The sequence below is a fragment of the Cochleicola gelatinilyticus genome, from assembly GCF_001637325.1.
Taxonomy (GTDB): Bacteria; Bacteroidota; Bacteroidia; order Flavobacteriales; family Flavobacteriaceae; genus Cochleicola; species Cochleicola gelatinilyticus.
In genome coordinates, this window is sequence record NZ_LRXL01000026.1 from 516,334 (window position 1) to 541,294 (window position 24,961).

Sequence of the window (24,961 nt, forward strand, 5' to 3'; positions counted from 1 at the left end):
TACCAAAAAATCATGAGAAATATTTTAATTATAGGCGCCGGAAGATCTGCTACAAGTTTAATTCGATATCTGTTAGACAAATCTGAAACAGAAGATTTATTCATCACCATTGGCGACCTTTCTATACAATCGGCTCAAAAACACATTGCTGATCATCCGAATGCCCGAGGCATTTTACTTGACGTATTCAATGACCCACAACGAAGAGAGGCTGTACAACAAAACGATCTCGTTATTTCAATGCTTCCTGCACGTTTTCATATAGAAGTAGCCAAAGATTGTCTAGAATTTGGTAAACATATGGTAACTGCATCGTATGTAAGCGATAAAATGCAATTACTAGATCAGAAAGTAAAATCGAAAGGTTTGGTCTTTATGAACGAAATTGGCCTCGATCCCGGAATCGACCACATGAGTGCCATGCAAATTATAGATCGAATTCGTGATAAAGGTGGAAAAATGCTGCTTTTTGAATCGTTTACTGGCGGCTTAGTAGCTCCCGAAAGCGACGACAATCTATGGAATTACAAATTTACGTGGAATCCAAGAAATGTGGTGGTTGCCGGTCAAGGTGGTGCGGCAGAATTTATTCAAGAAGGCACTTATAAATATATTCCGTATCACAGACTTTTTAGAAGAACAGAATTTTTAGAAGTAGAAGGTCATGGTCGCTTTGAAGCATATGCCAATCGAAATTCTTTAAAATACAGAAAAGTCTACGGACTCGAAGATGTACTAACGCTCTATCGTGGTACCATACGCCGTATTGGTTTCAGTAAAGCGTGGAACATGTTTGTACAGTTAGGGATGACCGATGACAGCTACACCATACCCGATTCTGAAAACATGTCGTATCGTGATTTTGTTAATTTGTTCCTACCCTATTCTCCGACAGATTCCGTAGAATTAAAATTGCGCCATAATTTAAAAATCGATCAAGATGATTTAATGTGGGGAAAACTATTAGATCTGGATATTTTTAATACAGAAAAGAAAATCGGAATTAAAGATGCCACTCCAGCACAAGGACTTCAGAAAATATTAGAAGACAAATGGACCCTGCAACCCTCCGATAAAGATATGATCGTGATGTATCATAAATTTGGTTACGAGCTAAACGGAAAGAAATACCAAATAGACAGTAATATGGTGATTAAAGGAGAAGACCAGACCCATACTGCAATGGCAAAAACCGTGGGTCTTCCTGTTGCAATTGCTGCATTAAAGATCTTAAATGAAGAAATAACAAATCCAGGGGTGCAAGTTCCAATTACAAAAGAAGTATACGAACCTATTTTAAAAGAACTTGAAGATCATGGTGTGGTTTTTAACGAGTCTGAAGTTCCATACCTTGGATACAATCCTCACAATGTTGTAGGATAGCACCTGTTTTGTAACTAGAAATATATTGGTACTGCTAAAGAGAATTTAAACACTAAAAGGTGTAGGAAATTTTTTAAAAACAAAATAGTATATTGATAGTATACTTTTTGTTATGAAAACTATCTACACCTTTTTACTTTTGGTGATTTATCAATCAATGGCTTGGGGTCAAATTCTTGATATTCCCGATGCGAACTTTAAAAATACGTTGGTCAACGTACACTGTGTCTCCGAAGATTTTAATGCGACTCCCAATGCTCCTGTAGATAGCAACAATGATGGAGAAATTCAACTCTCTGAAGCACTGATGGTAGAACATCTCCGAATTTTAAGTCAGGATGTTTCAGATCTCACGGGATTAGAAGCTTTTGCCAATCTGAAATCATTTCATTTAATACTGAATTCAGTTACAACTATCGATTTTAGCGGCAATCCTTTAATAGAAGAACTTATTCTGGAAGACAATGAATCAGTAACTCTTAACCTCCTAAACAACCCACTGCTTAGAGTACTTGGTTGTCGTTGGAATAACTTCACGACGTTAGACCTCACTGAAAATATCAACCTTGAAGTATTGAATGGGAATTATAACGCCTTTATCGATATCGATCTAAGCAATAATGTTAACCTGGTAGATTTTGATTTTTCTCTTACTCCTATCACCTCTATCAATGTTCAAAATGAGAATAACGACATGCTGGAGCTTATTCCACCCTTTAAAGGATATGAAAGTCTCGAATTTATTTGCGTAGATGACAGTGATTCAGATATATGGGATCCTTTTACCGAACTACCAGCAAACCCTACCATTACAGAAGATTGCAGCTTACTAAACATTGAAGACAATTCCTTTCAGAATAAGATTCACGTTTATCCCAATCCGACGAGCGGTTTATTGTCCCTTGAAACTCCTGAAGTACTTTTACGGGTTGTTGTTTCGAATATGTTAGGTCAAGTAGTACTTGATCTTACAATGAACGAGGACAGTACCACTAACACCATCGACTTTACTGGGATCTCAAAAGGAATGTATGTAGCACATCTTCAAACCGAAACTACAGAGCAAGTAATAAATATCATTAAAAAGTAAACTTTCTTCGGAAACTACTATATAGAATTACAAAAGCCCGTATTTAAAAAAATACGGGCTTTGAATGTTGTACTGCTGTAGCTAAAAACTAGCGTCTTCCTAAAAACATACTAATAAAGTAAAGCAAGGTTGCTAGAGAACCAATGGCTGCCACTACATAAGTACGTGCGGCCCATTTCAATGCATCTTTTGCCCCTGCATGTTCTTCAGGTGTCACCATATTTTCGTTTTCTAACCACGCTAAAGCACGATTACTGGCGTCGAATTCCACTGGTAACGTGATAAAAGCGAATACAGTAGTCATAGCGAAAAGTAAGATTCCAATCCCGAAGATCCATGTTCCAAAGACCATTCCGGTAGCCGAAAGCACTAATCCCGCCATAATCACAATATTCGATAGCTTGCTCGAAATACTTACTGCGGGTACAATGGCAGAACGCATTTTTAACCAGCTGTAAGCGGTTGCGTGTTGTACTGCGTGACCTACTTCGTGTGCTGCTACTGCGGCTGCGGCTGCATTGCGCTGCATATACACTGGCTCACTTAAATTCACGGTTTTATTTGCTGGATTGTAATGATCTGTTAACTGTCCTTGAACAGACATCACCTTTACATCGGTAATCCCGTTATCGGCAAGCATTTTTTCGGCGATCTCTTTCCCACTCATTCCGTTCTGAAGGTGTACTTGAGAATAATGTTTAAACTTACTTTTTAGTTTATTACTTACGTACCAACTTACTAAAAATATAATTCCTGCTAATATATAATATCCAATCATAGCTAATGCCCGTATAGACGGACCTCTTTTTAATTACTAATTTGTTTTAATAAAAAGTATAAATTTACTTTTCTATACTTTAAAGATAACAAATACTGTGCTAGTTTTTACACTTCCACATTACCCTACAATATTTACAATTTTTCCAGGAACAACAATAACTTTTTTAGGCGTTCTTCCTTCTAAATAGCGAGCCGTTTTCTCATGCGCCATCACGGCAGACTCAATGTCATCTTTACTCATGTCGAGTGGTAATTCCATTGTAAAACGCATTTTTCCATTGAAAGAGATTGGGTATTCTTTACTGCTTTCAACCAAATGCGATGCTTCAAATTTTGGGAATGATGCTGTAGCAATACTTTCTGAATGCCCTAATTGTTGCCATAATTCTTCAGCAATATGAGGCGCATACGGCGAAATTAAAATAACCAACGGTTCTAGAATTTCACGAGAAGTACACTGCTGAGCGGTTAACTCGTTAACAGCAATCATAAAAGTAGATACTGAAGTATTAAAACTGAAGTTTTCTATATCTTCTTGCACTTTCTTGATTGTTTTATGCAACGTCTTTAAGCTATCTTTAGAAGGGGCTTCCTCGGTACTTCTGAAGCTTTCTCCTTCACCAGAATGATACAATTTCCATAGCTTCTTCAGAAATGAATGTACACCTGTAATACCTGCTGTACTCCAAGGTTTTGCTTGTTCTAATGGCCCTAAGAACATCTCGTACAATCGCAGTGTATCGGCGCCATACTGACTGCAAATATCGTCGGGACTTACTACATTGTATTTCGACTTCGACATTTTTTCAACCTCGCGAACTACTTTAAATGTGCCGTCGTTTTCTGTAATAAATTCTGCATTTTTAAAATCTTCACGCCAATTCGTAAAGCCATTTATATCAAGATTGTTATGATGGTCTACTAAAGAAACATCCACATGAATGGGTTGCGTTTTATACGTATGAAGCAACGATTCGGTTACAAATTTGTTTTCTCCTTCAATTCGATGTACAAACGCACTCTCCCCAAGGATCATTCCCTGATTGATAAGTTTTTTAACGGGCTCGTCCACCAAAAGGTTTCCGCGATCGTACATGAATTTCACCCAAAAACGACTGTACAACAAATGACTCGTCGCATGCTCACTACCACCAATATACAGATCGACATTTTCCCAGTACTTCATTTTTTCTTCCGAAGCGAGCTCCTCGTTATTATCGGGATCCATATACCGAAACATATAACAGCTACTTCCCGCCCAACCCGGCATGGTATTTAATTCTAAAGGGAATACCGTTTCGTTGTTAATTAGATCATTCGAGACAATTTCGGCTTTTTCAGTATCCCATGCCCACACATCTGCTCTTCCTAATGGCGGCTCTCCTTCTTCGGTAGGCAAGTATTTTTCTACTTCCGGCAATACCAAGGGCAAATGTTCTTTAGCGATCATTTGTGGCATTCCGTTTTTGTAATAGACTGGAAAAGGTTCTCCCCAGTACCGTTGTCGTGAAAAAACAGCATCACGTAGGCGATAGTTGATCTTTCCTTCACCTTGATTTTTCGCTTCTAAAGCTTCAATCGCTTTTTGGGTGGCTTCTTTATAGGAAAGTCCGTTAAGAAAGTCACTATTTGCAATTACTGTTGTTGCTTTATCGGAAAAAGCTTCTTCAGAAATATCTACTCCTTCAAAAATATTTGGGATCGGGATGTTAAAATGCTTTGCAAAGTCGTAATCACGCTGATCCCCGCAAGGAACGCTCATTACAGCACCTGTTCCGTAGCCCGCTAACACATAATCTCCAATCCAAATCGGGATTGCTTCGCCGGTAAACGGATGTTCGGCATACGCACCTGTAAAAGCTCCGGTAATGGTTTTTACATCTGCCATTCGATCGCGTTCGCTACGTTTAGCGGTAGCATCGATATACGCTTCTACTGCTGCTTTTTGCGCTTGGGTAGTGATCTCTTTTACCAAATCCAATTCTGGAGCAAGTGTCATAAAGCTCACCCCATAAATGGTATCGGGACGTGTGGTAAAGACCGAAATCGTTTTTTCTGAATCCTTTATTTTAAAGGTAACCTCTGCTCCTTTGGAACGTCCAATCCAGTTGGTTTGCGAATCTTTAAGGGATTGTGGCCAATCGATCGTGTCTAATCCGTCGAGCAAGCGTTGCGCATAGGCAGTAATCCGCATGCTCCACTGCTTCATTTTTTTACGAATTACAGGAAATCCGCCACGTTCGGAGACCCCATTTACGATCTCGTCGTTGGCAAGTACCGTTCCCAATTCGGGGCACCAATTTACTTCAGTTTCTGCTAAGTAGGTAAGACGGTATTGTAATAAAATCTGTTGTTGTTTCGCTTCAGAAAAGGCATTCCACGTTGCTCCAGAAAAGATTTCGACTCCTTCATCGCATGCTGCCTCTACGTTGCTATTTCCTTCCGAAGAAAAAATAGTTTTTAATTCTGAAATGGGCCTTGCTTTGTCTTCCGAAGTATCGTACCAGCTTTCGAACAATTGAATAAAAATCCATTGCGTCCATTTATAATACCCCGGATTTGAAGTACGTACTTCTCTGCTCCAGTCGAATGAAAATCCGATGCGATCCAATTGCTTTCGGTACCCTTCGATCTTTGTTCCGCTTTTATCGGTCCCTCCTTCAATATTAACTTTGGTGGTTTCTGCCGGATGTTGTCCGGTTTGAATTGCATATTGCTCTGCAGGAAGCCCAAAACTATCGTATCCCATTGGGTGCAACACATTAAATCCTTGATGCCTTTTAAAACGGGCGTACACATCACTAGCGATGTATCCTAGTGGATGCCCCACATGCAATCCTGCTCCCGAAGGATATGGAAACATGTCTAACACGTAGAATTTAGGTTTGTCGACGGTCTCATCGTCTCCTTCTTCTGAAGAAGAGAAAGCCGACGGATTCTGCGCCTTAAAGGTTTGATTTTCGGACCAATATTGTTGCCATTTGGCTTCTATTTCGTTGAAGTGATACTTGCTCATGCTCAGGTTTTTCGAAGCGCAAATTTACAGCTATTGTACGAAACATAAAAGATGCAACGTTAGTTATATGATGAATGAAAGTTGAGGACGGAAACTGTTAGTAAAATTGAACTAATTTTTGTGGCATGCTATGCTGAATGTATTCATTTATCCCATTCCCATTAATTTTTATAAATAAATTGATTTCCGAAATATCAAATCTTTAACTTTGTCACATTAACCTTTATACTTTATGGCAGCATCTTTTGAAAAATATCAGAAACGCAGATTGATTTCTTCTTATTTTTCTGTGGTAATTAGTATTTCGCTCGTCTTGTTTTTATTGGGCTTGTTAGGACTTTTGGTATTGAATTCGAAAAAAGTAGCCGATTATTTTAAAGAGAACATTCCGGTGACTGTGTTTCTGAAAGATACCGCCAAAGAAGTAGAGATTACGCAATTGAAGCAGAGTCTCGCTTTAGCAGAATACACCAAGTCGGCCACGTATGTTTCTAAAGAGGAAGCTGCTGAAGAACACGCCAAAACAATCGGAGAAAATTTTATTGAATACTTGGGTGACAATCCGCTGCAAAACAGCATTGATATTTACTTTTTAGCCGATTATGTTTCTTCTGAAAAAGTAGAAGAGATTACTTCTGAAATCGCTAGCAACGACTTTGTCGATGAAGTAATCTACGATAAACCCCTCATCACACTACTGAATGATAATGTAAAAAAGATAAGCCTTTGGATTCTTATCATCAGTGGTATTTTCACGTTTATTGCGGTATTGCTAATTAACAGCTCTATTAGGCTGTCGGTCTATGCGAAACGATTTACCATTAAAACCATGCAAATGGTGGGTGCCACCAAACGCTTTATTCGTCGGCCTTTTGTTTGGAAAAGTGTGCGCTTAGGGATTATCGGGGCTTTGCTAGCAATGATTGGGATGGCATTGGTATTGTATTATCTAGATAAGAGTTATCCGCAATTGCAGTTACTTTCAGACACGGTATTGCTTGCTGTTCTCTTTGCTTTTATCTTTTTTATGGGTGTATTTATCACTTGGATCAGTACCTTTTTTGCGACGCAACGCTTCCTTAACTTAAAGACCGACGAGCTCTATTATTAAAGGCAATCGTGCTTCAGAATTAAAACAATGGGCGTTCAAAAAAATTCGAGTATTTTTGAACGTTGAAAATAAAAACAGTAATCCTTGAATACAAAGAACCGTGGGAGAAAAGAAAAGAAAAGAAGCCGCTAAAAGTCAATTCGTTTTTGAACGAAAGAATTACATCATGATGATTATTGGTGTTGCTGTTATCGCCTTGGGTTTCATCCTTATGACAGGCGGCGGCAGTGACGATCCTGCTGTTTTTAATCCGGAGATCTACAGTTGGAGGCGTATTCGATTAGCACCTGCCATTATCCTCATTGGGTTCGGCATTGAAGTCTATGCGATTTTACTGAACCCCAACAAAGAAAAATAAGGTATGGAGGCATTAGACGCCATTTTACTTGGTATTATTCAAGGCTTTACCGAGTTTCTTCCTGTATCCTCTAGCGGACATCTCGAATTAGGGAAAGCGATTTTAGGTGACACCTCTGTTCCAGAAGAGAGCTTACTATTTACGGTTGTACTTCACTTTGCCACTGCATTAAGTACACTAGTTGTTTTTAGAAAAGATGTGATCGAAATTATTAGCGGCTTGCTAAAATTTCAGTGGAACGAAGAAACCCAGTTTACCGTTAAGATTATTATTTCGATGCTCCCAGCTGTGATCATCGGGTTACTCTTTGAAGAACAGCTCGAAGCATTATTTGGGGGAAGTATCGCCTTTGTGGGCGCTATGCTATTAGTAACCGCAGTATTGCTGTGGCTTGCAGACAAATCGAAGAACACCGGGAAACCTGTTACGAAAAGAGACGCGTTTATAATTGGGGTTTCACAGGCCATCGCTATGTTACCAGGAATCTCTCGAAGTGGAGCGACAATTTCAACTTCTGTATTATTAGGAAACGATAAAGGAAAAGCGGCTCGATTTTCTTTTTTAATGGTGGTACCATTAATTATTGGGAAGATCGCTAAAGATATTTTAAGTGGTGATCTCGCTGCAGAATCGGCGAATTTTACGACTCTTGGACTCGGATTTATTGCTGCTTTTATTTGTGGGTTAATTGCTTGTACATGGATGATCTCTCTTGTTAAGAAAAGTAAGTTGCGTTACTTTGCCGTGTACTGTGTTATCGTCGGACTTATCGCAATAACTGCAAGCTTTTTAATATGATAACTTCGGAAGACTACAAAGAAGGACAGGTTATTTTAATAGACAAGCCATTGGAGTGGACCTCATTTCAGGTGGTGAATAAAGTGCGATGGCTAATTAAAAGACACTATAATATTAAAAAAATTAAGGTTGGGCACGCCGGAACGCTCGATCCATTGGCAACCGGACTACTTATTTTATGTGCGGGTAAATTCACAAAAAAAATCGAAACCTTTCAGGCACAGCAAAAAGAATATACTGGTACCATTACCCTTGGGGCTACAACACCAAGCTACGATCTAGAAACCGAAGTGGATGCTACCTTTCCTCTTTCAGAAATCACCGAAGATGCCATCTATGCAGCTACATCTCAATTTACAGGTGAAATTCAGCAACAACCGCCCATTTTTTCAGCGTTAAAAAAAGAAGGAAAACGATTGTACGAATACGCGCGAGCTGGAGAAGAAGTGGAAATTCCATCGCGAACTATTACCATTTCAGAATTTGAAATCACCCAAATTGAGCTCCCGCTAGTTCACTTTCGAGTTGCCTGTAGCAAAGGAACATACATTCGCTCTTTGGCACATGATTTTGGAAAAGCATTAAACAATGGGGGACATCTTTCTGCTCTTCGAAGAACCAAAATAGGAGACTTTAGTGTTGCAAATGCCATAAGTATTACCGAATTTGAAGAACGCTTAAAAGGTTAAATCGCTATTAACTAGGCTTGAAGTTAATAGATATTCTCTATTTTTGTTACATATTCCCACACGTACTACATGAATCTTAATTATTCATATCGCGCTTTTTTAATCACTTCCCTTCTCTTCGGAATTTTATTCCTGTCATTGTATAGCTTAAAACTAACCAAAGATGTTGCCGAATTAGAGGAAACTGAAGAAGAAGCTTTTGTGGAATATGCTTTGGAAGATATTGTTCTAGAAGATGAAAATGTCGCCGCTACAACTCCTAAACGGGTAACTATAAAAACCCACCGCGCCTATAACGAAGCTGAAAAATTTATTTCCGAAATTGAAAGTGAGCGCGATGAAACTACCGAAGAAACAGAAGGTAATATGGAAGAATATTTTGAGGCTATCGATAATGCAATCGCTTCCTCATCTGGAAGTCCAACGATTGCTGCGAGTAAGAAACCTTCTGAGGATAAAAAAGAATTTTCTAATGGAACCGGCACTACAAAAAAAACAAGTATTACTAAAGGCGCAAATACGCAAACTACAATTAGTTATCGATTGGTAGAACGTAAAGCATTAGATCTGCCAAATCCAGTATATACCTGCATGGGTGGAGGGAAAGTTGTAATAAGTATCGAAGTTAGCGAAACAGGAAAAGTTACCGAAGCCACCTTTAATAAACGTTCTTCGAACACATCAAATGGTTGTTTAATTGATAGTGCTTTGGACTATGCACGCGCGTCTGTTTTTACTACAAATGCAGATAAAAACAAACAACTAGGTACCATTACCTATGTATTCCCTGGGCAGCAGTAAACCTTTAGAATCCTTATATCTCTATTTACAAATAATTTGTTATGTCTAAAAACCGATGTTATTGGTGCGGAGAAGACCCGCTATATGTTGCCTATCACGATACCGAGTGGGGCATACCCGTTTACGATGATGCCACCTTGTTTGAGTTTTTATTATTAGAGACCTTCCAAGCAGGTTTGAGTTGGATCACGATTTTAAAAAAACGAGAACATTTTAGAAAAGCTTTCGACAACTTTGATTACAAAAAAATTGCAACTTACGATACCAAAAAAATTGCCGCTCTGCTAGAAAACAAAGGTATTATAAGGAACAAATTAAAAGTTCATTCTGCTATTACAAATGCTCAGGCGTTTATGAAGGTTCAAAAAGAATTTGGAAGCTTTAGCACCTATTTCTGGAATTTTACTGATGGGAAAATAATTAAAAATTCATTTAAAACCATGGCTGAAATTCCTGCAAACACTCCTTTGAGCGATCGAATTAGTAAGGATTTAAAAAAGCGTGGATTTAAATTTGTTGGTTCTACAATTATATATGCAAAAATGCAAGCTACAGGAATGGTAAATGACCACCTAGTAACTTGCTTTAGATATAATGAAGTATAATAATTCTTATTCGGGATCCTCTAAAGAACTAACTTCAGTTCCATAGTTCATCCCATTAGCTTTTACAGCTTTAATAGACTGTGCATACCTAAATTTTAAATCGGGATCTGTGATTTCACCTTCTTGAGAAAGTGCTTCGAACCACTTTTTGGCATTTTTGTATTCACTTTTAAAGTAATACGCATTGGCAAGTTTCTTGTAAATAAAGGCAGTACCGTAGCCTTCTTTTACGACTTGTTCATAGACTTTCACTACGTCGATATCTTTAGTAGTATCTGTTTTTTCTGGGGTTGCCGTTTGTGCAAAAGATGCCATAGAAAAAAAGGCAAAAAGCATAAACATAAGCATTGGGTGCTTCTTCATTGATGGGGGGATTTAAAGATTTGGATCGTAAATGTAAGTGATTTCTTACTAAATCCAAATATTTCTCAAAAATAAATTTATGTTACTGGGTTTGTTATGAGTACAAAACTAAAAAAAAGATTGTTTATTATCTTATTTTATGTTAACAATTTCTTAAAGGCAGCCATCCTATGAATATATTACTAGAACAGTTATAAGAACTTCAGATTATTTTTTTTAGAAAACTTGTTTCTATGTATTCAAGAAAGTTTATTACCCCTATTTTTTTGTGTTTCTTTCTTTGAAAAAAGATTGCTTCAATATCTTAAAAGTTTAAGGAATTCTGTTCTTGGAAGTTCTTCTGCACCAAGAGAAGCGAGATGATCTGTGTACATTTGGCAATCGATTAATTTGTAATCTTGACGTTTTAAATACTCGGCTAAATAATAAAACGCCACCTTTGAAGCATCACTCTTTTTACTAAACATACTTTCTCCACAAAAAACTTTTTGCTTCGGAAGATCAATTCCGTAGAGTCCGCCTACTAGTGTATCTTCAATCCACACCTCAACAGATTTTGCGTATCCTGCGTTGTGCAATTTTAAATAAGATTGTTCCATTTCTGAAGTTATCCACGTACCGTCCTGCCCTTTCCTTTTAATAGCAGCACATTGTTCGATAACTTCACAAAAGGCTGTGTTAAAAGTGATTCGAAATTTTTCTAATCGTAAGGTTTTTCGAAAGCTTTTTGAAACTTTAAAGCGATTGGGTTTTAAAATCATTCTGGGATTCGGACTCCACCACAATAAAGGTTGTCCTTCAGAATACCAAGGAAAAATTCCCGAACGATATGCTAAAAGTAAGCGCTCTGAAGACAAATCACCCCCCACAGCAAGGAGCCCATCTTCATCTGCTTCAGAAGGGTCGGGAAACCATAACTCGTTTGTGAGGTAATACATGGATGTTGCAATCTTTTAACGAAAATACGATTAGCAGCTTCTTTTATAAACTTCAGAAGTAAAAAAATTGGTTACATTAATTCATAAAAAAACCACAAGCATCTAATTTAATAGTGAACTCGTGGTTTGCTTATAATCGTTTTTAACAAATTATCTGTTTTCCATTAGAATGGAAGATCGTCGTGATCGTCTTCATTTACATTGGTAGCTGGTTCAAAGTTATCGGCTGGAGGCATTGGAGGCATTTCTGGAGAAGATCCGCTATCGATATTTTCGATTCTCCAACCCTGGATCGAGTTAAAGTATTTGGTTTCTCCTTGTGGATTTACCCATTCGCGTCCTCTTAAATTGATATTTACTTTAACGTTTTGCCCAACACCATAATTATTTAAAAGATCGGTTTTGTCCTGCACAAATTCAACCATGATATGTTGTGGATATTGCTCTTCGGTAGTTACCACCAATTCTCTCTTTCGAAACCCATTGCTGCCAAAGGTTTGTGTTTCTCCAATCAATTTAATTTTTCCTTGAATTTCCATGTTTTCAGTAATTTATATCGCTTTCTATTCTTTTACTGCACGAAGCAGCGTCTCATTATTTCTCATTCCGAATCTATCGTTTTCGGAAGTTGTAAAGGTATAAACTTGCACTTGAAAACCAACCGATTCGAGTCTGTTTTTTAATCCGTTGACCGAATAAATACGAACATGATCTTCCTGTCCAAAATGCTTTAATCTGTCTGCTTCGCTTTGTATCGCTTCGTCTTCATAAATCGCTCCTTCCTTAAATGGAGTTTGTATAATACAATTTCCACCTGTTTTAAGAATGCGAAAAAGTTCTTTCATCGCAGTACGATCGTTGGGAATATGCTCTAACACATGATAGCAAATAATGAGATCGTAGGCCGCATCGGGCTCATCGATAGCTTCAATGTTAAGTTGTTTGTCTGCTTTAAATTCACCTTCGTAATCTGTGGTAACGTATTGTTTCGCATCGCTTTTTTGAAACACATTCCGCAGGCTTGCAGGAGGAGAAAAATGTAAAATAGTTTTATGTTGAATTTTAATTTCTTCGGAAAGAAAACGATACAATCTTCGTGTGCGAGGTAAGCTCCCACATTTAGGGCATAACTTTCCTTTTCGCTCTAATTCGATAAAGTTTGAAAGCTGAATACCACACACGTTACATTCGTACTTGGTGCCTTTGTATTGTAAAGCGACGATACTTCTAAAAAACCCTTCATTGTTTTGAAGCAACCGCTTGGGAAGGATTTTTTTTGCGAGATGCTTAAGATGTTCGTACATGAACTTTTATTTCGCTGCTGTTAGCAATTTCCATGCTTCAGAAAGGTTTCCGTTACATAAAAGTTCTTGTGCCTTTAGATGAAGTTGCTTTTCTGACGTGTTTTTTAAAAATGCTGCATCTGTTTCCGAAGCAGCTATAAAATCTGCCACTTCCTTTTCAGAAGGCATACGTTCCACATTCGCAAGCATTCCTAAGTCGTTTCCTGTAAATACAGTGCTGTTTTTTATGGTCTCTGGAAGCGCATCGATCCCTATTCCAAGTGTCGATAGCGGTTTAGGAACTTCGAACATTCCTTCTTTTGCACGGCTGTACCAATTACCACCCATACGGGCCACAGCATCTATCTTTGCGGGATCTATTTTCCCTTCAGCATCTAAAATGTCCTCGTCTATATGTAATTGAACGACTTCACAAATAACGAGATTTCCTGCACCCCCTTCGTTTCCTAAAGCGATTACTTCATTCACCTTGCATTCTAACTGAACCGGAGCTTCTGCTACTCTAGGCGGTTTTACTTTTATAGAAGCTGCTTCGGTAAACCCTGCTTTCACAAATTCGTTGATTCCTTTATCATACTCTGTTGACGAAAGCGACATTTGTTGCACCATTGCATAACTTACAATATTAATTACCACCTCTTTGGTTGCGATAACATTTTCGAGCGTATGTTTGGTCGTATTATCACGAACCCTACGTGCTGGAGAAAAAATTAGTATTGGCGGATTTGCGCTAAACACATTAAAAAAGCTAAAAGGAGAAAGGTTTACATTTCCAACGTCGTCTACTGTACTAGCAAAAGCAATTGGACGTGGTGAAACGGCTCCTAACAGGTAGCCATGTAATTTTCCGGTAGAAATTTCGTTTGGATCGATAGTCATCATAGTTTACAAAGGTATTGAATACAAATAGCTTCTAAAAATTCGTAAAAGCGTATTGCTAAAATACATATTGAAAAATACAATTCACATATTTAAAGTATCTTTAAAAACTGAAAAGAATTCTTTTTATGAACAGTAACAAAGCCTTAATTCGCTGGCTCTTTATTATTTTCTCTGTATTTATAATTGCCCTTATTTTGTGGAATACTTATGCGTTTTTTAATCAATTAAAAGAAAATGAGCGTATCAAGATGCAAATCTGGGCCACTGCTTTATACGAGCTTCAAGAAGGAAATATTGCAGGGTCCGATGTTAGTGAAATGGTACTGAATGTGTTAGAAAATAACACCACTACTCCCATGATTGTTCATAGCCATAAAGAAGATAGCTACGATGAGCGAAACATCTCGCAGGATGCCATAGACACCAAGGCAAAAATAGAGGCTAAAATTCAAGATTTTTCTTCGGAATATACTCCAATTGAAATACGGTATAACAACCAATTACTTTCAACAATTTACTATGGAAATTCTCCAATAATTAACAAACTAAAGTATTATCCAGCGGTACTCATCGTGATCATGATCTTGTTGTTTGCTGCAATTTATTTCTTTAATAAAACGGCTAAATCTGCTGAACAGAACAAACTTTGGGCAGGTATGGCAAAAGAAACAGCCCACCAAATAGGAACTCCTTTATCATCATTGGTAGGCTGGACAGAAATTTTGAAATCGGAACAAGTTAACCCTGATTATATTAAGGAAATTGAAAAAGACATAGTTCGATTAGAAACCATCACAGAACGTTTTTCGAAAGTGGGATCGGTACCAAAGCTTGGAAAATGGGACATAGTTGAAGAAACCCAAGCCTCCTTCGATTATCTTAAAAATCGCTCTTCGAAATTAATAAAATTCGAAATAGATGTGCCAGATGAGCCTGTATTTGTTGAATTAAATAAACAACTATATAGTTGGACCATAGAGAATCTTGTAAAAAATGGTATCGATGCAATGAAAGGAAAAGGAACAATTTCGGTTTCTATTATCACTACTTCTAAAAATGCACTTGTACATATTTCCGACACGGGAAAGGGAATTCCAAAAAAGAATTTTAAACGTATTTTTACTCCTGGATTTACCACTAAAAAAAGAGGTTGGGGCTTAGGGCTCTCTCTGGCAAAAAGGATAATAGATGAATACCACAATGGGAAAATTCGCGTTTTAAAAAGCACACCAACATTAGGTACGACTATTGAAATCTCATTACGACAATACAAAAAGCTATGAATCAGACCGAACATATTCTCCACATAGCCAGATTAAAAAATAACTGTCCAGAGTGTTATGCTACAGATGGGTTAGAAATTTCATTTGTACAAATGGAAAAAGAAACTCAATTCTATAAAAAACATGAAGCAAAAATTGATGAGACCTTGTTTTGTCATTCCTGTGGAAATGTGATCTACCCTGTAAACTGGACCGAAGATATTGAAAGAGTTTATCAATACAATAAAAAACAAGCAACCCCTAAAAACAGCGTTTTTCGTCTAAAACCAATTTCTTATGGCATTATTGTGTTGGGAATTATACTTGTAGCAACTTTAATGTATGGGTTTATATTGCAACAAGACTACTAAAAATTAGCAGCAATTTCTTGAGATAAGGTTATAAACTCGTCTTTAGACAAAGAGATTTTAGAATTAAACGTCATATCTTTCATAGCGTTGATTGGGATTAAATGTACATGAACGTGTGGCACTTCTAAACCTATTACTGCCATTCCCACTCTTTTACAAGAGATTGTTTTCTCTAGAGCTTTTGCTACTTTACGAGAGAATTTCATAAGCTCAAGATATTCTTGTTCTTCAAGATCAAAGATTTTATTGACCTCCCTTTTTGGAACACACAACGTGTGCCCTTTTGCATTGGGATTTACATCTAAAAATGCTATAAAATCCTCATTTTCGGCTACTTTATAACTGGGAATTTCACCGTTAATAATCTTTGTAAAGATGCTCCCCATATTAATCGCGTGTTATTTCTATTATTTCAAATTTCATTACACCATTAGGAACCTGTATTTCAGCGATATCTCCAACTTTCTTACCTAGTAATCCTTTTCCGATAGGCGATTCTGTAGAAATTTTTCCTGATTTTAAATCGGCTTCACTTTGTGCCACCAACTTATATTGCATCTCCATGCCATTGGTCTGATTCTTAATTTTAACATTAGAATGCACCAAAACTTTTGAGGTATCTAATTGAGATTCGTCGATTAAACGAGCATTGGCTAACGTTTCCTCTAATTTCGAAATACGCATTTCCAACATTCCTTGCGCCTCTTTAGCGGCATCGTACTCTGCATTTTCACTAAGATCTCCTTTGTCGCGAGCTTCTGCGATGGCATTGGAGGCTTTAGGCCGTTCTACATCTCGTAAGTGATCTACCTCTTCTCGTAGTTTTTTTAATCCTTCGGCTGTGTAATATGATACTTTACTCATAACTTTATCGTTATTATACCAATCTATAATTGGTCGTAATTTTATTTTAAATGTATAGTCCCGCTTATTATAATCATCTTCAAAAAAAGCTGGGAATGCAAAAAATCCCATGCGCGACGGGATTTATATAACAAATATACTAAAAAATTATTCTTGGACTTTTTTATTGTAATTTCGAACCGAAAAATAAATTCATTTTTTAAATACGTACTCCATGAAATTAATGTTTTTTGCCTCACTTATTTGCATAACACTCCTTTCCTGTGGAAAAGATGATGACACGCTTGATGATGACAATCCGAATTTAATAAATCCGTTAGTTAACCTTACTTTAAATTTAAACCTTCCACAATACGAGCCCTTAAAGTTTCCTGGAAATAGTGTTGTAGTAACCCAACAGGGAATTCGCGGAATCGTTGTTTATAATGTTAATAATGATCTGTATAATGCATTCGAATTAAGTGACCCCAACCATCCACCCGCAAATTGTTCCCGTATGGAATTAAATGGTATAATCGCAGAATGCCCCTGTCCAAACGACGATAATGAATATAATATCGTATCTGGATTGCACACCTCCGACCCAAGTCTTTATCCTATGCAAAGGTATCGTGCAGAACGTACTGGAGATAACATCAGAATTTTTAATTAATTCTGAAACTTTTATAATTTTATTGTTGCTCCCAGTAAAAAATTAATTTCCGCCTGTGGATAATACCCAGCACCTTCAATGGTTGTAATTGTACCTGGATCGGTAAAATCATCATCGAAGGTAAAAAAGTATCCGTTAGACACATATTTTGTATTAAAGATATTATTTACAAGTCCCGAGAATAAGATTTCTCGCACAAAAGGAACTTCTTTTAACGTATAGGTTATATTAAAATCGTTTACAAAGTAGCTATCCAATTTCGAAGTTTCACTATCGATATTACCCATAAATTGTTCTCCAACAAATTTAGATAGTAATGCCAATTGTACATTAGGAAGTGGACGGTACTGTAGGCTATTTCCAAATACAATCTCGGGAGAAAAAGACAAATTCGTTTTTCCAAGATTTACCAGTTCACCATCAATTGATGCAACAAAATCTACATTTTTATTCGTGCTTAATGCGATATTCGGGAGCATACTAAATGCTTCGGAAAGTCTTATCTGAGAATCCACTTCGATTCCGAGACGGTAACTTTTTCCACTAGTTTCTCGAATTGGTGCTCCTACATCATCTATAGCACCGGTAAGAACTAATTGGTCTTTGTAATTCATGTAGAAAAGGTTAGTATTTAGGTTTACTCCTTCAGAAGCAAAGCGCCATCCTAATTCAAAATCATCTAACTTTTCTGCTTTAAAAATTCCTTGTTCAAAGTCGCTGCGTCTTGGTTCTCTATGAGCTCTTCCGTAAGAAAAATAAAATTGATTCTCTGCATTTAATGAAAAACTCGCTCCCGCTTTGGGGTTGAAGAAAGAATAGGTTTCATTTTCATTCAATTCAATAAGATCTGAGGTGGTTCCGGTAGTTTCGTAATCGATAAAACGCCCTTGTAGATCTGCAAAAATACTCCATTGCTCATCTAACTTATAGGTAGCTTTTCCGAAGAGGGTAAATTCGTTTTTATCGCCCGTTCCGAAGTAGTATCGATCTCGGATTTCTGAACCTCCAGCAAATTGTGCCCAGATTACTTCCCCATAATGATCTCCTTTATAAGTACTGTAAAACAACCCAGTAGCCACATCGAATTGTTCGTCTTTGTAATTTATATTTGCATTTATTGCATAATAATCGTTGTCTAACCAACGTCGTCGAACTAGGTCTGTAGTGTTTATAGTTTCATCACCAATTACAATGGGTTCGAAATTATAGGTTTCAAAATCTTCATCTTCTTTATACTGTTCAAAGTATCCTCTTCCGTAAGTATAATTAAGTGAAACATTACTGCTCCAACGGTTATTATATCGTTGATTCCAGATAAGCTGATAATGATCCTGAGCGTAGTTATCTATTTCATTATCGTAAAACTGTGTATTTCCATTCTCGTCTGTATACTGTCCTGCAGGATTAAAAGTTCGGTCCTCTTTTAGAGTTTCTGCATCGATTCCAAAATAAGCCTGATACGTATCTTCACGTCCTCCAAAAGCAATAGCTTTCACCAAAGTATTTCCATCTACGAAAGACCCTTGAAGAAAATAAGATTTCAAGTCGGAAGTTGCTCTATCAATGTATCCGTCTGATTGGATGGTAGACAATCTACCCGAAATTTCGATATGATCTTGTAGTAATCCAGTGCTAAATTTAACGGTGTTTTTATACGTATTATACGAACCGAAAGAACTTGCAATCTCTCCGTAGGGTTTTTCTGAAATACCATCGGTTAAAATATTTAAACTTGCGCCAAAAGCACCCGACCCATTTGTAGAGGTCCCTACTCCTCGTTGTAACTGAAGGCTTTGTACCGAAGAGGTAAAATCGGGTAAATTCACAAAAAATGTTCCCTGACTTTCAGCATCGTTAAAGGGAATTCCATTAAGAGTAACATTAATTCTCGAGGCATCACTTCCGCGCACCCGAATATATGTATACCCAACGCCCGCCCCAGCATCACTCGTGGTTACCACAGACGGCAAATACGAGAGCATGTAAGGTATGTCTTGTCCTAGATTCCTAGGCTCTAATTCTTCTGCATCAAGATTAGAATGTGTGATTGGCGAGTCGGCATCGACCCGAACCGATTTAATAAGTACTTCTTCCAGACTTTGAACGTCGGTAGAGTCGGTCGTTGTTTCTTGAGCTAGGAGTGTTGCTGTTGATAAAAATGCAGCGCATACAATAGATAAATGTTTCATTCGTACAGTAAAATTGACGAATAAAAGGGGTAATTATTCTCTTGGTTATAATAAATTAAAACAAATGTTACAGAGATAAAGCTCCTATAAGAGCTGCTACCAACGTCGACTAGACATTTTTGTACCATTCTTTTTATTCCTAAACAGCATTACCTGTTCCAGGTTCTATGGGTATAATCTCAGCCAAATAAATCTTAGATGTTAGCGTTACGCTTTTGTAATAAAAACCTTCTATTGTAATTCTACAATCTGCAATCTGCAATCTATCGAGCACCCCTTTGAGATGTTTTGCAAAGGTAGGAAACGAAATTTTCTTTTAATTACTTTATTTGAATTTTTATGATATTCTTACTTTTATATTGGTTGTTAGTGATTATTTTTAGTGGATGAAATCTGTACAAAATAAATTTCCTTTAAAGGTGCTCCTAAGCTATCTGGTCTTGGGTGCGCTGGTAGTAGCAGTGGGATTTTTTTTATACGCGGAGTTTAAAGGATACTTAGGGATTACTTCTGAAATTTCTGAGGACAAAAAATATATTGAAACGGGGACTCTTGTGAATCTAGTTTATGAAACTGATGGTCTTTCGAAACTGGCCTTACTAACACTGAAAAATGAAGATTACGCACGTTATCAATCGAAATCTGATTCACTCTACCAGAAGATTGGGAGCATTAAAGAACTTATTTCTAACGAGCGACAAAAAGCACAATTAGACAGCATTAATTCTTTATTTACGGAAAAGAACAGCAATATTGAGCAACTTCGGATGCTTAAAATCAATAATCAATACGATTCTTCTTTAGACGATATTTTACGGGAATTTAAAAAGTTGGACACGACCATGGGAAAATTGGTTCTAGAAAACTACGTGAATAATCCAGCAGTTCTTTCTAAACGAGAACGTAGGTATTGGCAGGTTTATATCGATTATTTAAATTCTACTATAACAAGGGACAATCCAGAAGTAAAAAAGACGCTAGTAGATTCTATGCTGGTTGCAACACGCTATATTGTTAGAGAAGCAAAACGACAAAATTCGAAAGCACGTATTGCGTTAGCTGAAAAAGAAAACGAACTTATTCGCAACGATTTAAACATTTCAAGGCAACTTCGTGGAATTATTTCCACCTTCGATGCAGAAGTAAATAAAAATTACATTCAAGATAATGCGCTTAAAGAAGCGGCTGTTAAAAGAACCCGAGATATTCTTAAAATTGCTGCAGGTATTGGTTTTATCGTATTATTGCTTTTTACCTATATTATTCTTACAGATTTCTTTAAAGCAGAACGTTTCAGAAGAAACTTAAAACAAGAGAAAAAATATTCCGAAGACCTTTTAAAAAGTCGTGAGCAACTAATTTCTACCGTAAGTCATGATCTTAAAACACCATTAAATACCATTGTTGGCTATTCAGGATTAATAGAAAATACGCCCCTCACAGAAAAACAACAGTATTACATTCAACAAATCACTTCTAGCTCTCATTATGTAAATAAATTGGTAGACGATTTACTCGACTTTTCGAAACTTGAAGCAGGAAAAATTCCTTTAGAACAAATTCCGTTTTCATTAGAAAATTTAATCCGACAAGTAGCAGATTCCTCGGGAGACATTCATTCTCAGAAAAATGTTAAGCTCGAGGTTGATATAGCTTCTTCGCTACAACAGCGAATGTTTAAAGGCGACCCATTACGTATCCAGCAAATTTTAACGAACCTCATTGGAAATGCGTTTAAATTTACGGAAGAAGGAGAAATCTCTATTCTTGTAAAAGAGCTTCAAAAAGATGAGGATTCTAGTAAAACCAATTTAATTCAGATTGAAGTAAAAGACACTGGAATAGGAATTTCAAAAGAAAAACAAGAATTAATTTTTAAAGAATTTACACAAGCCGAAACCGATACAGCGACTCGATTTGGAGGATATGGTTTGGGCCTTGCTATTTCGAAAAAATTAACCGAGTTGTTGTCGGGTTCTTTAAAAGTAAAAAGTATTTTGGGAGAAGGAAGCACCTTTACAGTAACGCTTCCCTTAACACCTTCAGAATTTATAGTCACTTCCCCCAAGGCCGTTACTTCAGAGAATCTGATTTCGTTAAAAGCAGTTTTGATAGATGATGATGCATCGATGACTGCATTACTGAAGGAGCTTTTTGAACAACTTAAAATCGATACCTATACTTTTCATAGATTCTCTGATTTTAAAACTGCAGGAATTACAGAGTTTGATTTTGTATTGACCGATATTCAAATGCCAGAAACCAGTGGATTTGAAATTCTAAGAGCTCTTCAAAATAAAGAAATATCTTCCTTTACAGGACAACCAGTAATCGCAATGACCGGTAGTCGTGATCACACAGAGCAACATTTTTACGATGTAGGTTTTAGTGCTTTATTGAAAAAACCATTTTCGAAAGATGCTTTGGTTGCGGCCTTACACAAGGTGTTCCCAAATAGAGTTGGTGCCGTAAAACCTTCAGAAATACAAACTTCTGCAGCAATTGCCAATGAGCATTTCGACCTTACATTATTACAATCTTTTCTTGGAAAAGAGGACGGTCTTTATGAGGTGCTTCAAGTATTTCAAGACCAAACTGTAAAAGACATACAACAACTTAAAAAAGCAATTAAAACTTCAGATTTTGAAACTATAAATGCTGTTTCTCACCGAATGCTTACCATGTTTAGACAGATTTGTGCTGTACAAGTAATTCCTATTCTTGAAGCATTAGAACATACATCAACGCAAACCACAACTCCCGAAGAAAGCATTGAATTATTTGAAAATTTACAAGTAAAAATAGACGAACTAATGAAGGCACTTAAGCAGCCAGTTTCGTAGAACTATAGATCAAGATCGTATTGTTCAATCTTATTATAAAGTGTCTTTCTGGTAATATTTAAAAGCTTTGCCGCTCGAGATTTGTTGTTACCCGTTTCTTTAAGCGCATTTATAATGAGTTGCTTTTCGTTTGTCTCTTTTGAATAATCTACTGCCGGCTTTTTCTTTTCTGAAGCAACAATAACTTCTCTTGGAATTACGTCTAATGGAATAAAATCGCCATTAGTTAACAATACCGATCTTTTAATTACATTTTTTAATTCCCTTAAATTTCCTGGCCATGCATATTTTTTAAAGGCTGCTTCCACTTCTTTTGAAAGTCCGAGCACCTGCTTTCCTAACGATCTATTAGCTTCGTCTAAAAAATATTCGGTAAAAAGAAAAAGATCTTCTTGCCGTTCTTTTAAAGATGGAATATGTACTGAAAATTCATTAAGACGGTGGTATAGATCCTCTCGAAACCTACCTTCTTCTACCGCTTTAATAAGATCTTCATTAGTAGCTGAAACAATACGAACATCAACTTCTATTTCTGCATTACTTCCTACGGGTTTTACTTTTCGTTCTTGCAGAGCTCTTAGCAACTGAATTTGATTTTCATACGAAAGATTTCCAACTTCATCCAAAAACAGAGTCCCTTTATGAGCTGCTTCAAAATGACCTTTTTTATCATTTATTGCTCCTGTAAAACTTCCTTTAACATGCCCAAAAAACTCACTCGCTGCTATTTCTTTTGGAATCGATCCGCAGTCTACAGGCACGAAGGGCTGGTCTTTTCTAACACTATATTTATGAATTGCGTTTGCGGCCACTTCTTTTCCCGTTCCACTTTCTCCTTGAATAAGCACGCACATATCGGTGGGACCTACAAGTTTTAAATATTCATTAAACTTTTTAGAAATCTCACTAAACCCGGTGACAAAAGATGGATTGTTGTAATTACCCACCGCCGGTTCCTTCTTTGGTGCGTTATCGGAATGAGTTTCTACTGGCTTTTGTTTTATTGTAGTTACTGCTTCACTTTCCATTGCTTGCTCAATAATCATAAGCAATTCTTCGGGTCGGAAAGGTTTGGAAATATATTCGAGAGCACCCTTTTTTATGGCCTCTACTGCTGAAGAAACTTCGGCATAACCCGTCATCAAAATCATCTGAGTATTAGGAGAAACTTGTCTCGAAAAATCTAATAATTCAAGTCCGTTAGCATCGGGTAATTGTAGGTCTGTGATTAAAAGTTTGAAAGTTCCATCTTCAAGAAAGGCCTTTGCTTGCTCACCATTGTGACAGGTTACCACATCGAATCCCTTTCGATCTAGAAACGTACCTAGCATTTTACCAAAGGCGACGTCATCTTCTACTATTAAAATTTTTAGACTCATAAGTTATAGAGCTTACAAAAATAGAAGGATTCTACGTGGTTAGGTTTAAATTTTTCATAAAAATATGGCTTATTATTTAAATAATGGTTGGTATTCATATCTGTTTTCTTCGGAAGTTTTTTTTAAAAAAATGACCATAAAAAAAAGGGTGCCCAAATTGGACACCCCGCAAAGTATTGAATCTAAATACCTGCAGCTTACTCTTCTTTTATCCACTCACCATTTGTGTTTGCAAACACAGTTAGGTTTTCTTTTTCGGCAAGTTTGAGGAGTAATTTATACTCACCTTTATTATTTACAAATGCCTTTGAAATGGTAGCAGTTTGAAAATCTGTTGCTACCGCCTCTGTAACGGCTAGTGGAAGGTCTGAAACTGTAACATTAGTGTATGTTGGTGCAAGTTGGTGAGGTTTTGCAGCAGTGGTTAATTGTTGCTTAGGGGAGTTATTATTAACCACAGCCGTTTTAACGTCAACTTGCGCTTGTACAGCGAAACTGGTACTTAACATCAATATAAATGCGATAATTGGCTTTTTCATTGAATTATACTTTTCAGCTTTTTCTTCGTAAGATGTAATGAAAAAGTAGTGCCACTGTTGATACATTCTTATAAAATAACAGCTAACCCCTATTTCTATTAGGTTTATTAGATCACTCGTAGCTCAAACTAAAATTATTAAATGTGTAAATAGGGAAGTGCGTGTGTAAAAATTATACACTTTGGTATACAGTCGATTGTTATATATCATCTTTTTTAAATCATACTGCATAAAAAAAGGTGCTCTTTCGAACACCTTTTAAAATCAATTTGGATGAATATTACATATTCTTCTTAATCCATTCACCTTTACTGTTTGCGTATAAGGTTTGAGCTTTTTTCCCTTCAGCAGTTACTTCAAGCTTGTATTCTCCTTTTTCATTTAACCAAGCTTTCGTTACTTTACTACCAGCAAATTGCTTTGCTACAGCATCGGTAACTGTTTGTGGTACGTCTGCTACAGCTACTTCTTTATAATCTTGTACAACTTCAGCTTCAGTTTTAACCTCTGCTTTTAAAGTTGCTGGCTTTTCAGCTTTTACAGGTGTTTGATTCATTGCCGTTGGCTCTTTTTGAACTTCTTTTACTTCTTTAGCATCTTGTGCATTTACAGCGGTAAGAGTTCCAAATGCGAATACGGCGGTTAACATTAACTTTTTCATAGTTTTAATTTTTAAAGTTTATAATTTTTCTGTTTCGAGAAGGTATATAGAAATATTTGTACCAAAAAATTGAAGCATAATTT

Annotated in this window: 25 protein-coding genes; 12 read left to right on the top strand and 13 right to left on the bottom strand. The window is 36.8% G+C overall.

Annotated elements, in window-relative coordinates:
* The first annotated feature begins 12 nt into the window (after window positions 1-12).
* The gene (locus tag ULVI_RS04350; RefSeq protein WP_068590117.1) at window positions 13-1,383 is read left to right on the top strand and encodes a saccharopine dehydrogenase family protein; all 1,371 of its coding nucleotides are present in this window, start codon (window positions 13-15) and stop codon (window positions 1,381-1,383) included.
* A 112-nt stretch (window positions 1,384-1,495) separates the two neighbouring features.
* Window positions 1,496-2,473 carry a T9SS type A sorting domain-containing protein gene (locus ULVI_RS04355; protein ID WP_068590119.1) on the top strand — a complete coding sequence of 326 codons (978 nt, stop codon included), beginning with the start codon at window positions 1,496-1,498 and terminating at the stop codon, window positions 2,471-2,473.
* An 88-nt stretch (window positions 2,474-2,561) separates the two neighbouring features.
* Here ULVI_RS04355 and ULVI_RS04360 read toward each other — a convergent pair whose 3' ends face one another.
* Both ULVI_RS04360 and leuS read right to left on the bottom strand, forming a co-directional pair.
* On the bottom strand, window positions 2,562-3,251 hold the full coding sequence (locus tag ULVI_RS04360) for a zinc metallopeptidase (protein WP_068590121.1): 690 nt from the start codon (window positions 3,249-3,251) through the stop codon (window positions 2,562-2,564).
* A 120-nt stretch (window positions 3,252-3,371) separates the two neighbouring features.
* Window positions 3,372-6,269, bottom strand: coding sequence for a leucine--tRNA ligase (leuS, locus tag ULVI_RS04365; protein WP_068590123.1), 2,898 nt, complete (start codon window positions 6,267-6,269; stop codon window positions 3,372-3,374).
* Window positions 6,270-6,501: 232 nt separating this feature from the next.
* On the opposite strand from leuS, the gene ULVI_RS04370 reads away from it, so the two are divergent.
* The 6 genes from ULVI_RS04370 (at window position 6,502) to ULVI_RS04395 (ending at window position 10,631) form a co-directional block, all read left to right on the top strand.
* Entirely contained in the window at window positions 6,502-7,380 is an 879-nt protein-coding gene (locus tag ULVI_RS04370; RefSeq protein WP_068590125.1) for a cell division protein FtsX, read from the top strand.
* A 100-nt stretch (window positions 7,381-7,480) separates the two neighbouring features.
* On the top strand, window positions 7,481-7,738 hold the full coding sequence (locus tag ULVI_RS04375; RefSeq protein ID WP_068590127.1) for a DUF3098 domain-containing protein: 258 nt from the start codon (window positions 7,481-7,483) through the stop codon (window positions 7,736-7,738).
* Between the two features lie 3 nt (window positions 7,739-7,741).
* Window positions 7,742-8,536, top strand: a complete 795-nt coding sequence (locus ULVI_RS04380) for an undecaprenyl-diphosphate phosphatase (protein WP_068590129.1) — start codon at window positions 7,742-7,744, stop codon at window positions 8,534-8,536.
* A complete protein-coding gene (gene truB, locus ULVI_RS04385) occupies window positions 8,533-9,225 on the top strand; it encodes a tRNA pseudouridine(55) synthase TruB (protein ID WP_197463480.1) in 693 nt (230 codons plus the stop codon). Before ULVI_RS04380 ends, truB begins: the two co-directional genes overlap by 4 nt.
* Window positions 9,226-9,294: 69 nt before the next feature.
* A complete protein-coding gene (locus tag ULVI_RS04390) occupies window positions 9,295-10,026 on the top strand; it encodes a hypothetical protein (protein WP_068590131.1) in 732 nt (243 codons plus the stop codon).
* 41 nt (window positions 10,027-10,067) lie between these two features.
* Window positions 10,068-10,631: a DNA-3-methyladenine glycosylase I gene (locus tag ULVI_RS04395; RefSeq protein WP_068590132.1), complete on the top strand. Its 564-nt coding sequence runs from the start codon at window positions 10,068-10,070 to the stop codon at window positions 10,629-10,631.
* A gap of 6 nt (window positions 10,632-10,637) precedes the next feature.
* On the opposite strand, the gene ULVI_RS04400 is transcribed toward ULVI_RS04395, so the two are convergent.
* The 5 genes from ULVI_RS04400 to ULVI_RS04420 form a co-directional block, all read right to left on the bottom strand.
* The gene (locus ULVI_RS04400; RefSeq protein WP_068590134.1) at window positions 10,638-10,994 is read right to left on the bottom strand and encodes a hypothetical protein; all 357 of its coding nucleotides are present in this window, start codon (window positions 10,992-10,994) and stop codon (window positions 10,638-10,640) included.
* Window positions 10,995-11,290: 296 nt separating this feature from the next.
* Window positions 11,291-11,932: a leucyl/phenylalanyl-tRNA--protein transferase gene (aat, locus tag ULVI_RS04405; RefSeq protein WP_068590136.1), complete on the bottom strand. Its 642-nt coding sequence runs from the start codon at window positions 11,930-11,932 to the stop codon at window positions 11,291-11,293.
* Between the two features lie 164 nt (window positions 11,933-12,096).
* Window positions 12,097-12,471, bottom strand: coding sequence for a DUF3127 domain-containing protein (locus ULVI_RS04410; protein WP_068590138.1), 375 nt, complete (start codon window positions 12,469-12,471; stop codon window positions 12,097-12,099).
* 24 nt (window positions 12,472-12,495) lie between these two features.
* Window positions 12,496-13,236, bottom strand: coding sequence for a methyltransferase domain-containing protein (locus ULVI_RS04415; RefSeq protein WP_068590140.1), 741 nt, complete (start codon window positions 13,234-13,236; stop codon window positions 12,496-12,498).
* Window positions 13,237-13,242: 6 nt separating this feature from the next.
* The gene (locus tag ULVI_RS04420) at window positions 13,243-14,118 is read right to left on the bottom strand and encodes a flavin reductase family protein (protein ID WP_068590142.1); all 876 of its coding nucleotides are present in this window, start codon (window positions 14,116-14,118) and stop codon (window positions 13,243-13,245) included.
* 125 nt (window positions 14,119-14,243) lie between these two features.
* On the opposite strand from ULVI_RS04420, the gene ULVI_RS04425 reads away from it, so the two are divergent.
* Window positions 14,244-15,401, top strand: a complete 1,158-nt coding sequence (locus ULVI_RS04425; RefSeq protein ID WP_068590144.1) for a sensor histidine kinase — start codon at window positions 14,244-14,246, stop codon at window positions 15,399-15,401.
* Window positions 15,398-15,751, top strand: a complete 354-nt coding sequence (locus tag ULVI_RS04430) for a hypothetical protein (RefSeq protein ID WP_068590146.1) — start codon at window positions 15,398-15,400, stop codon at window positions 15,749-15,751. Before ULVI_RS04425 ends, ULVI_RS04430 begins: the two co-directional genes overlap by 4 nt.
* Here the strand turns inward: ULVI_RS04430 and ULVI_RS04435 are convergent.
* A complete protein-coding gene (locus ULVI_RS04435) occupies window positions 15,748-16,137 on the bottom strand; it encodes an HIT family protein (protein WP_068590148.1) in 390 nt (129 codons plus the stop codon). The genes ULVI_RS04430 and ULVI_RS04435 overlap by 4 nt on opposite strands.
* A 1-nt stretch (window position 16,138) precedes the next feature.
* Entirely contained in the window at window positions 16,139-16,615 is a 477-nt protein-coding gene (greA, locus tag ULVI_RS04440) for a transcription elongation factor GreA (protein ID WP_068591382.1), read from the bottom strand.
* 214 nt (window positions 16,616-16,829) lie between these two features.
* Between greA and ULVI_RS04445 the strand changes: the two genes are divergently transcribed.
* Window positions 16,830-17,267 carry a hypothetical protein gene (locus ULVI_RS04445; RefSeq protein WP_068590150.1) on the top strand — a complete coding sequence of 146 codons (438 nt, stop codon included), beginning with the start codon at window positions 16,830-16,832 and terminating at the stop codon, window positions 17,265-17,267.
* 11 nt (window positions 17,268-17,278) lie between these two features.
* Here the strand turns inward: ULVI_RS04445 and ULVI_RS04450 are convergent, their stop codons facing one another.
* Window positions 17,279-19,456, bottom strand: a complete 2,178-nt coding sequence (locus ULVI_RS04450; protein ID WP_068590152.1) for a TonB-dependent receptor — start codon at window positions 19,454-19,456, stop codon at window positions 17,279-17,281.
* 386 nt (window positions 19,457-19,842) lie between these two features.
* Here ULVI_RS04450 and ULVI_RS04455 point away from each other — a divergent pair, with 386 nt between their 5' ends.
* The gene (locus ULVI_RS04455) at window positions 19,843-22,299 is read left to right on the top strand and encodes a hybrid sensor histidine kinase/response regulator (protein ID WP_068590154.1); all 2,457 of its coding nucleotides are present in this window, start codon (window positions 19,843-19,845) and stop codon (window positions 22,297-22,299) included.
* A 2-nt stretch (window positions 22,300-22,301) separates the two neighbouring features.
* Here the strand turns inward: ULVI_RS04455 and ULVI_RS04460 are convergent, their stop codons facing one another.
* The 3 genes from ULVI_RS04460 to ULVI_RS04470 form a co-directional block, all read right to left on the bottom strand.
* Window positions 22,302-23,678 (bottom strand): sigma-54-dependent transcriptional regulator, encoded by a 1,377-nt coding sequence (locus ULVI_RS04460; protein WP_068590156.1) that lies wholly within the window; start codon window positions 23,676-23,678, stop codon window positions 22,302-22,304.
* A 197-nt stretch (window positions 23,679-23,875) separates the two neighbouring features.
* Window positions 23,876-24,217: a hypothetical protein gene (locus ULVI_RS04465; RefSeq protein ID WP_157632567.1), complete on the bottom strand. Its 342-nt coding sequence runs from the start codon at window positions 24,215-24,217 to the stop codon at window positions 23,876-23,878.
* A gap of 280 nt (window positions 24,218-24,497) precedes the next feature.
* A complete protein-coding gene (locus tag ULVI_RS04470; RefSeq protein ID WP_068590159.1) occupies window positions 24,498-24,878 on the bottom strand; it encodes a hypothetical protein in 381 nt (126 codons plus the stop codon).
* Between the last annotated feature and the right edge of the window lie 83 nt (window positions 24,879-24,961).

Excerpts from the sequence above, each read along its gene's own strand:
- ULVI_RS04370 (WP_068590125.1), top strand. The coding sequence starts at position 6,502 with ATGGCAGCATCTTTTGAAAAATATCAGAAACGCAGATTGATTTCTTCT.
- ULVI_RS04415 (WP_068590140.1), bottom strand. The coding sequence starts at position 13,236 with ATGTACGAACATCTTAAGCATCTCGCAAAAAAAATCCTTCCCAAGCGG.
- ULVI_RS04435 (WP_068590148.1), bottom strand. The coding sequence starts at position 16,137 with ATGGGGAGCATCTTTACAAAGATTATTAACGGTGAAATTCCCAGTTAT.
- ULVI_RS04445 (WP_068590150.1), top strand. The coding sequence starts at position 16,830 with ATGAAATTAATGTTTTTTGCCTCACTTATTTGCATAACACTCCTTTCC.
- ULVI_RS04460 (WP_068590156.1), bottom strand. The coding sequence starts at position 23,678 with ATGAGTCTAAAAATTTTAATAGTAGAAGATGACGTCGCCTTTGGTAAA.
- truB (WP_197463480.1), top strand. The coding sequence starts at position 8,533 with ATGATAACTTCGGAAGACTACAAAGAAGGACAGGTTATTTTAATAGAC.
- ULVI_RS04380 (WP_068590129.1), top strand. The coding sequence starts at position 7,742 with ATGGAGGCATTAGACGCCATTTTACTTGGTATTATTCAAGGCTTTACC.
- ULVI_RS04390 (WP_068590131.1), top strand. The coding sequence starts at position 9,295 with ATGAATCTTAATTATTCATATCGCGCTTTTTTAATCACTTCCCTTCTC.
- ULVI_RS04450 (WP_068590152.1), bottom strand. The coding sequence starts at position 19,456 with ATGAAACATTTATCTATTGTATGCGCTGCATTTTTATCAACAGCAACA.
- ULVI_RS04420 (WP_068590142.1), bottom strand. The coding sequence starts at position 14,118 with ATGATGACTATCGATCCAAACGAAATTTCTACCGGAAAATTACATGGC.
- ULVI_RS04465 (WP_157632567.1), bottom strand. The coding sequence starts at position 24,217 with ATGAAAAAGCCAATTATCGCATTTATATTGATGTTAAGTACCAGTTTC.
- ULVI_RS04400 (WP_068590134.1), bottom strand. The coding sequence starts at position 10,994 with ATGAAGAAGCACCCAATGCTTATGTTTATGCTTTTTGCCTTTTTTTCT.
- ULVI_RS04455 (WP_068590154.1), top strand. The coding sequence starts at position 19,843 with ATGAAATCTGTACAAAATAAATTTCCTTTAAAGGTGCTCCTAAGCTAT.
- greA (WP_068591382.1), bottom strand. The coding sequence starts at position 16,615 with ATGAGTAAAGTATCATATTACACAGCCGAAGGATTAAAAAAACTACGA.
- ULVI_RS04355 (WP_068590119.1), top strand. The coding sequence starts at position 1,496 with ATGAAAACTATCTACACCTTTTTACTTTTGGTGATTTATCAATCAATG.
- ULVI_RS04430 (WP_068590146.1), top strand. The coding sequence starts at position 15,398 with ATGAATCAGACCGAACATATTCTCCACATAGCCAGATTAAAAAATAAC.
- ULVI_RS04395 (WP_068590132.1), top strand. The coding sequence starts at position 10,068 with ATGTCTAAAAACCGATGTTATTGGTGCGGAGAAGACCCGCTATATGTT.
- ULVI_RS04410 (WP_068590138.1), bottom strand. The coding sequence starts at position 12,471 with ATGGAAATTCAAGGAAAAATTAAATTGATTGGAGAAACACAAACCTTT.
- ULVI_RS04350 (WP_068590117.1), top strand. The coding sequence starts at position 13 with ATGAGAAATATTTTAATTATAGGCGCCGGAAGATCTGCTACAAGTTTA.
- ULVI_RS04360 (WP_068590121.1), bottom strand. The coding sequence starts at position 3,251 with ATGATTGGATATTATATATTAGCAGGAATTATATTTTTAGTAAGTTGG.
- ULVI_RS04425 (WP_068590144.1), top strand. The coding sequence starts at position 14,244 with ATGAACAGTAACAAAGCCTTAATTCGCTGGCTCTTTATTATTTTCTCT.
- leuS (WP_068590123.1), bottom strand. The coding sequence starts at position 6,269 with ATGAGCAAGTATCACTTCAACGAAATAGAAGCCAAATGGCAACAATAT.
- aat (WP_068590136.1), bottom strand. The coding sequence starts at position 11,932 with ATGTATTACCTCACAAACGAGTTATGGTTTCCCGACCCTTCTGAAGCA.
- ULVI_RS04470 (WP_068590159.1), bottom strand. The coding sequence starts at position 24,878 with ATGAAAAAGTTAATGTTAACCGCCGTATTCGCATTTGGAACTCTTACC.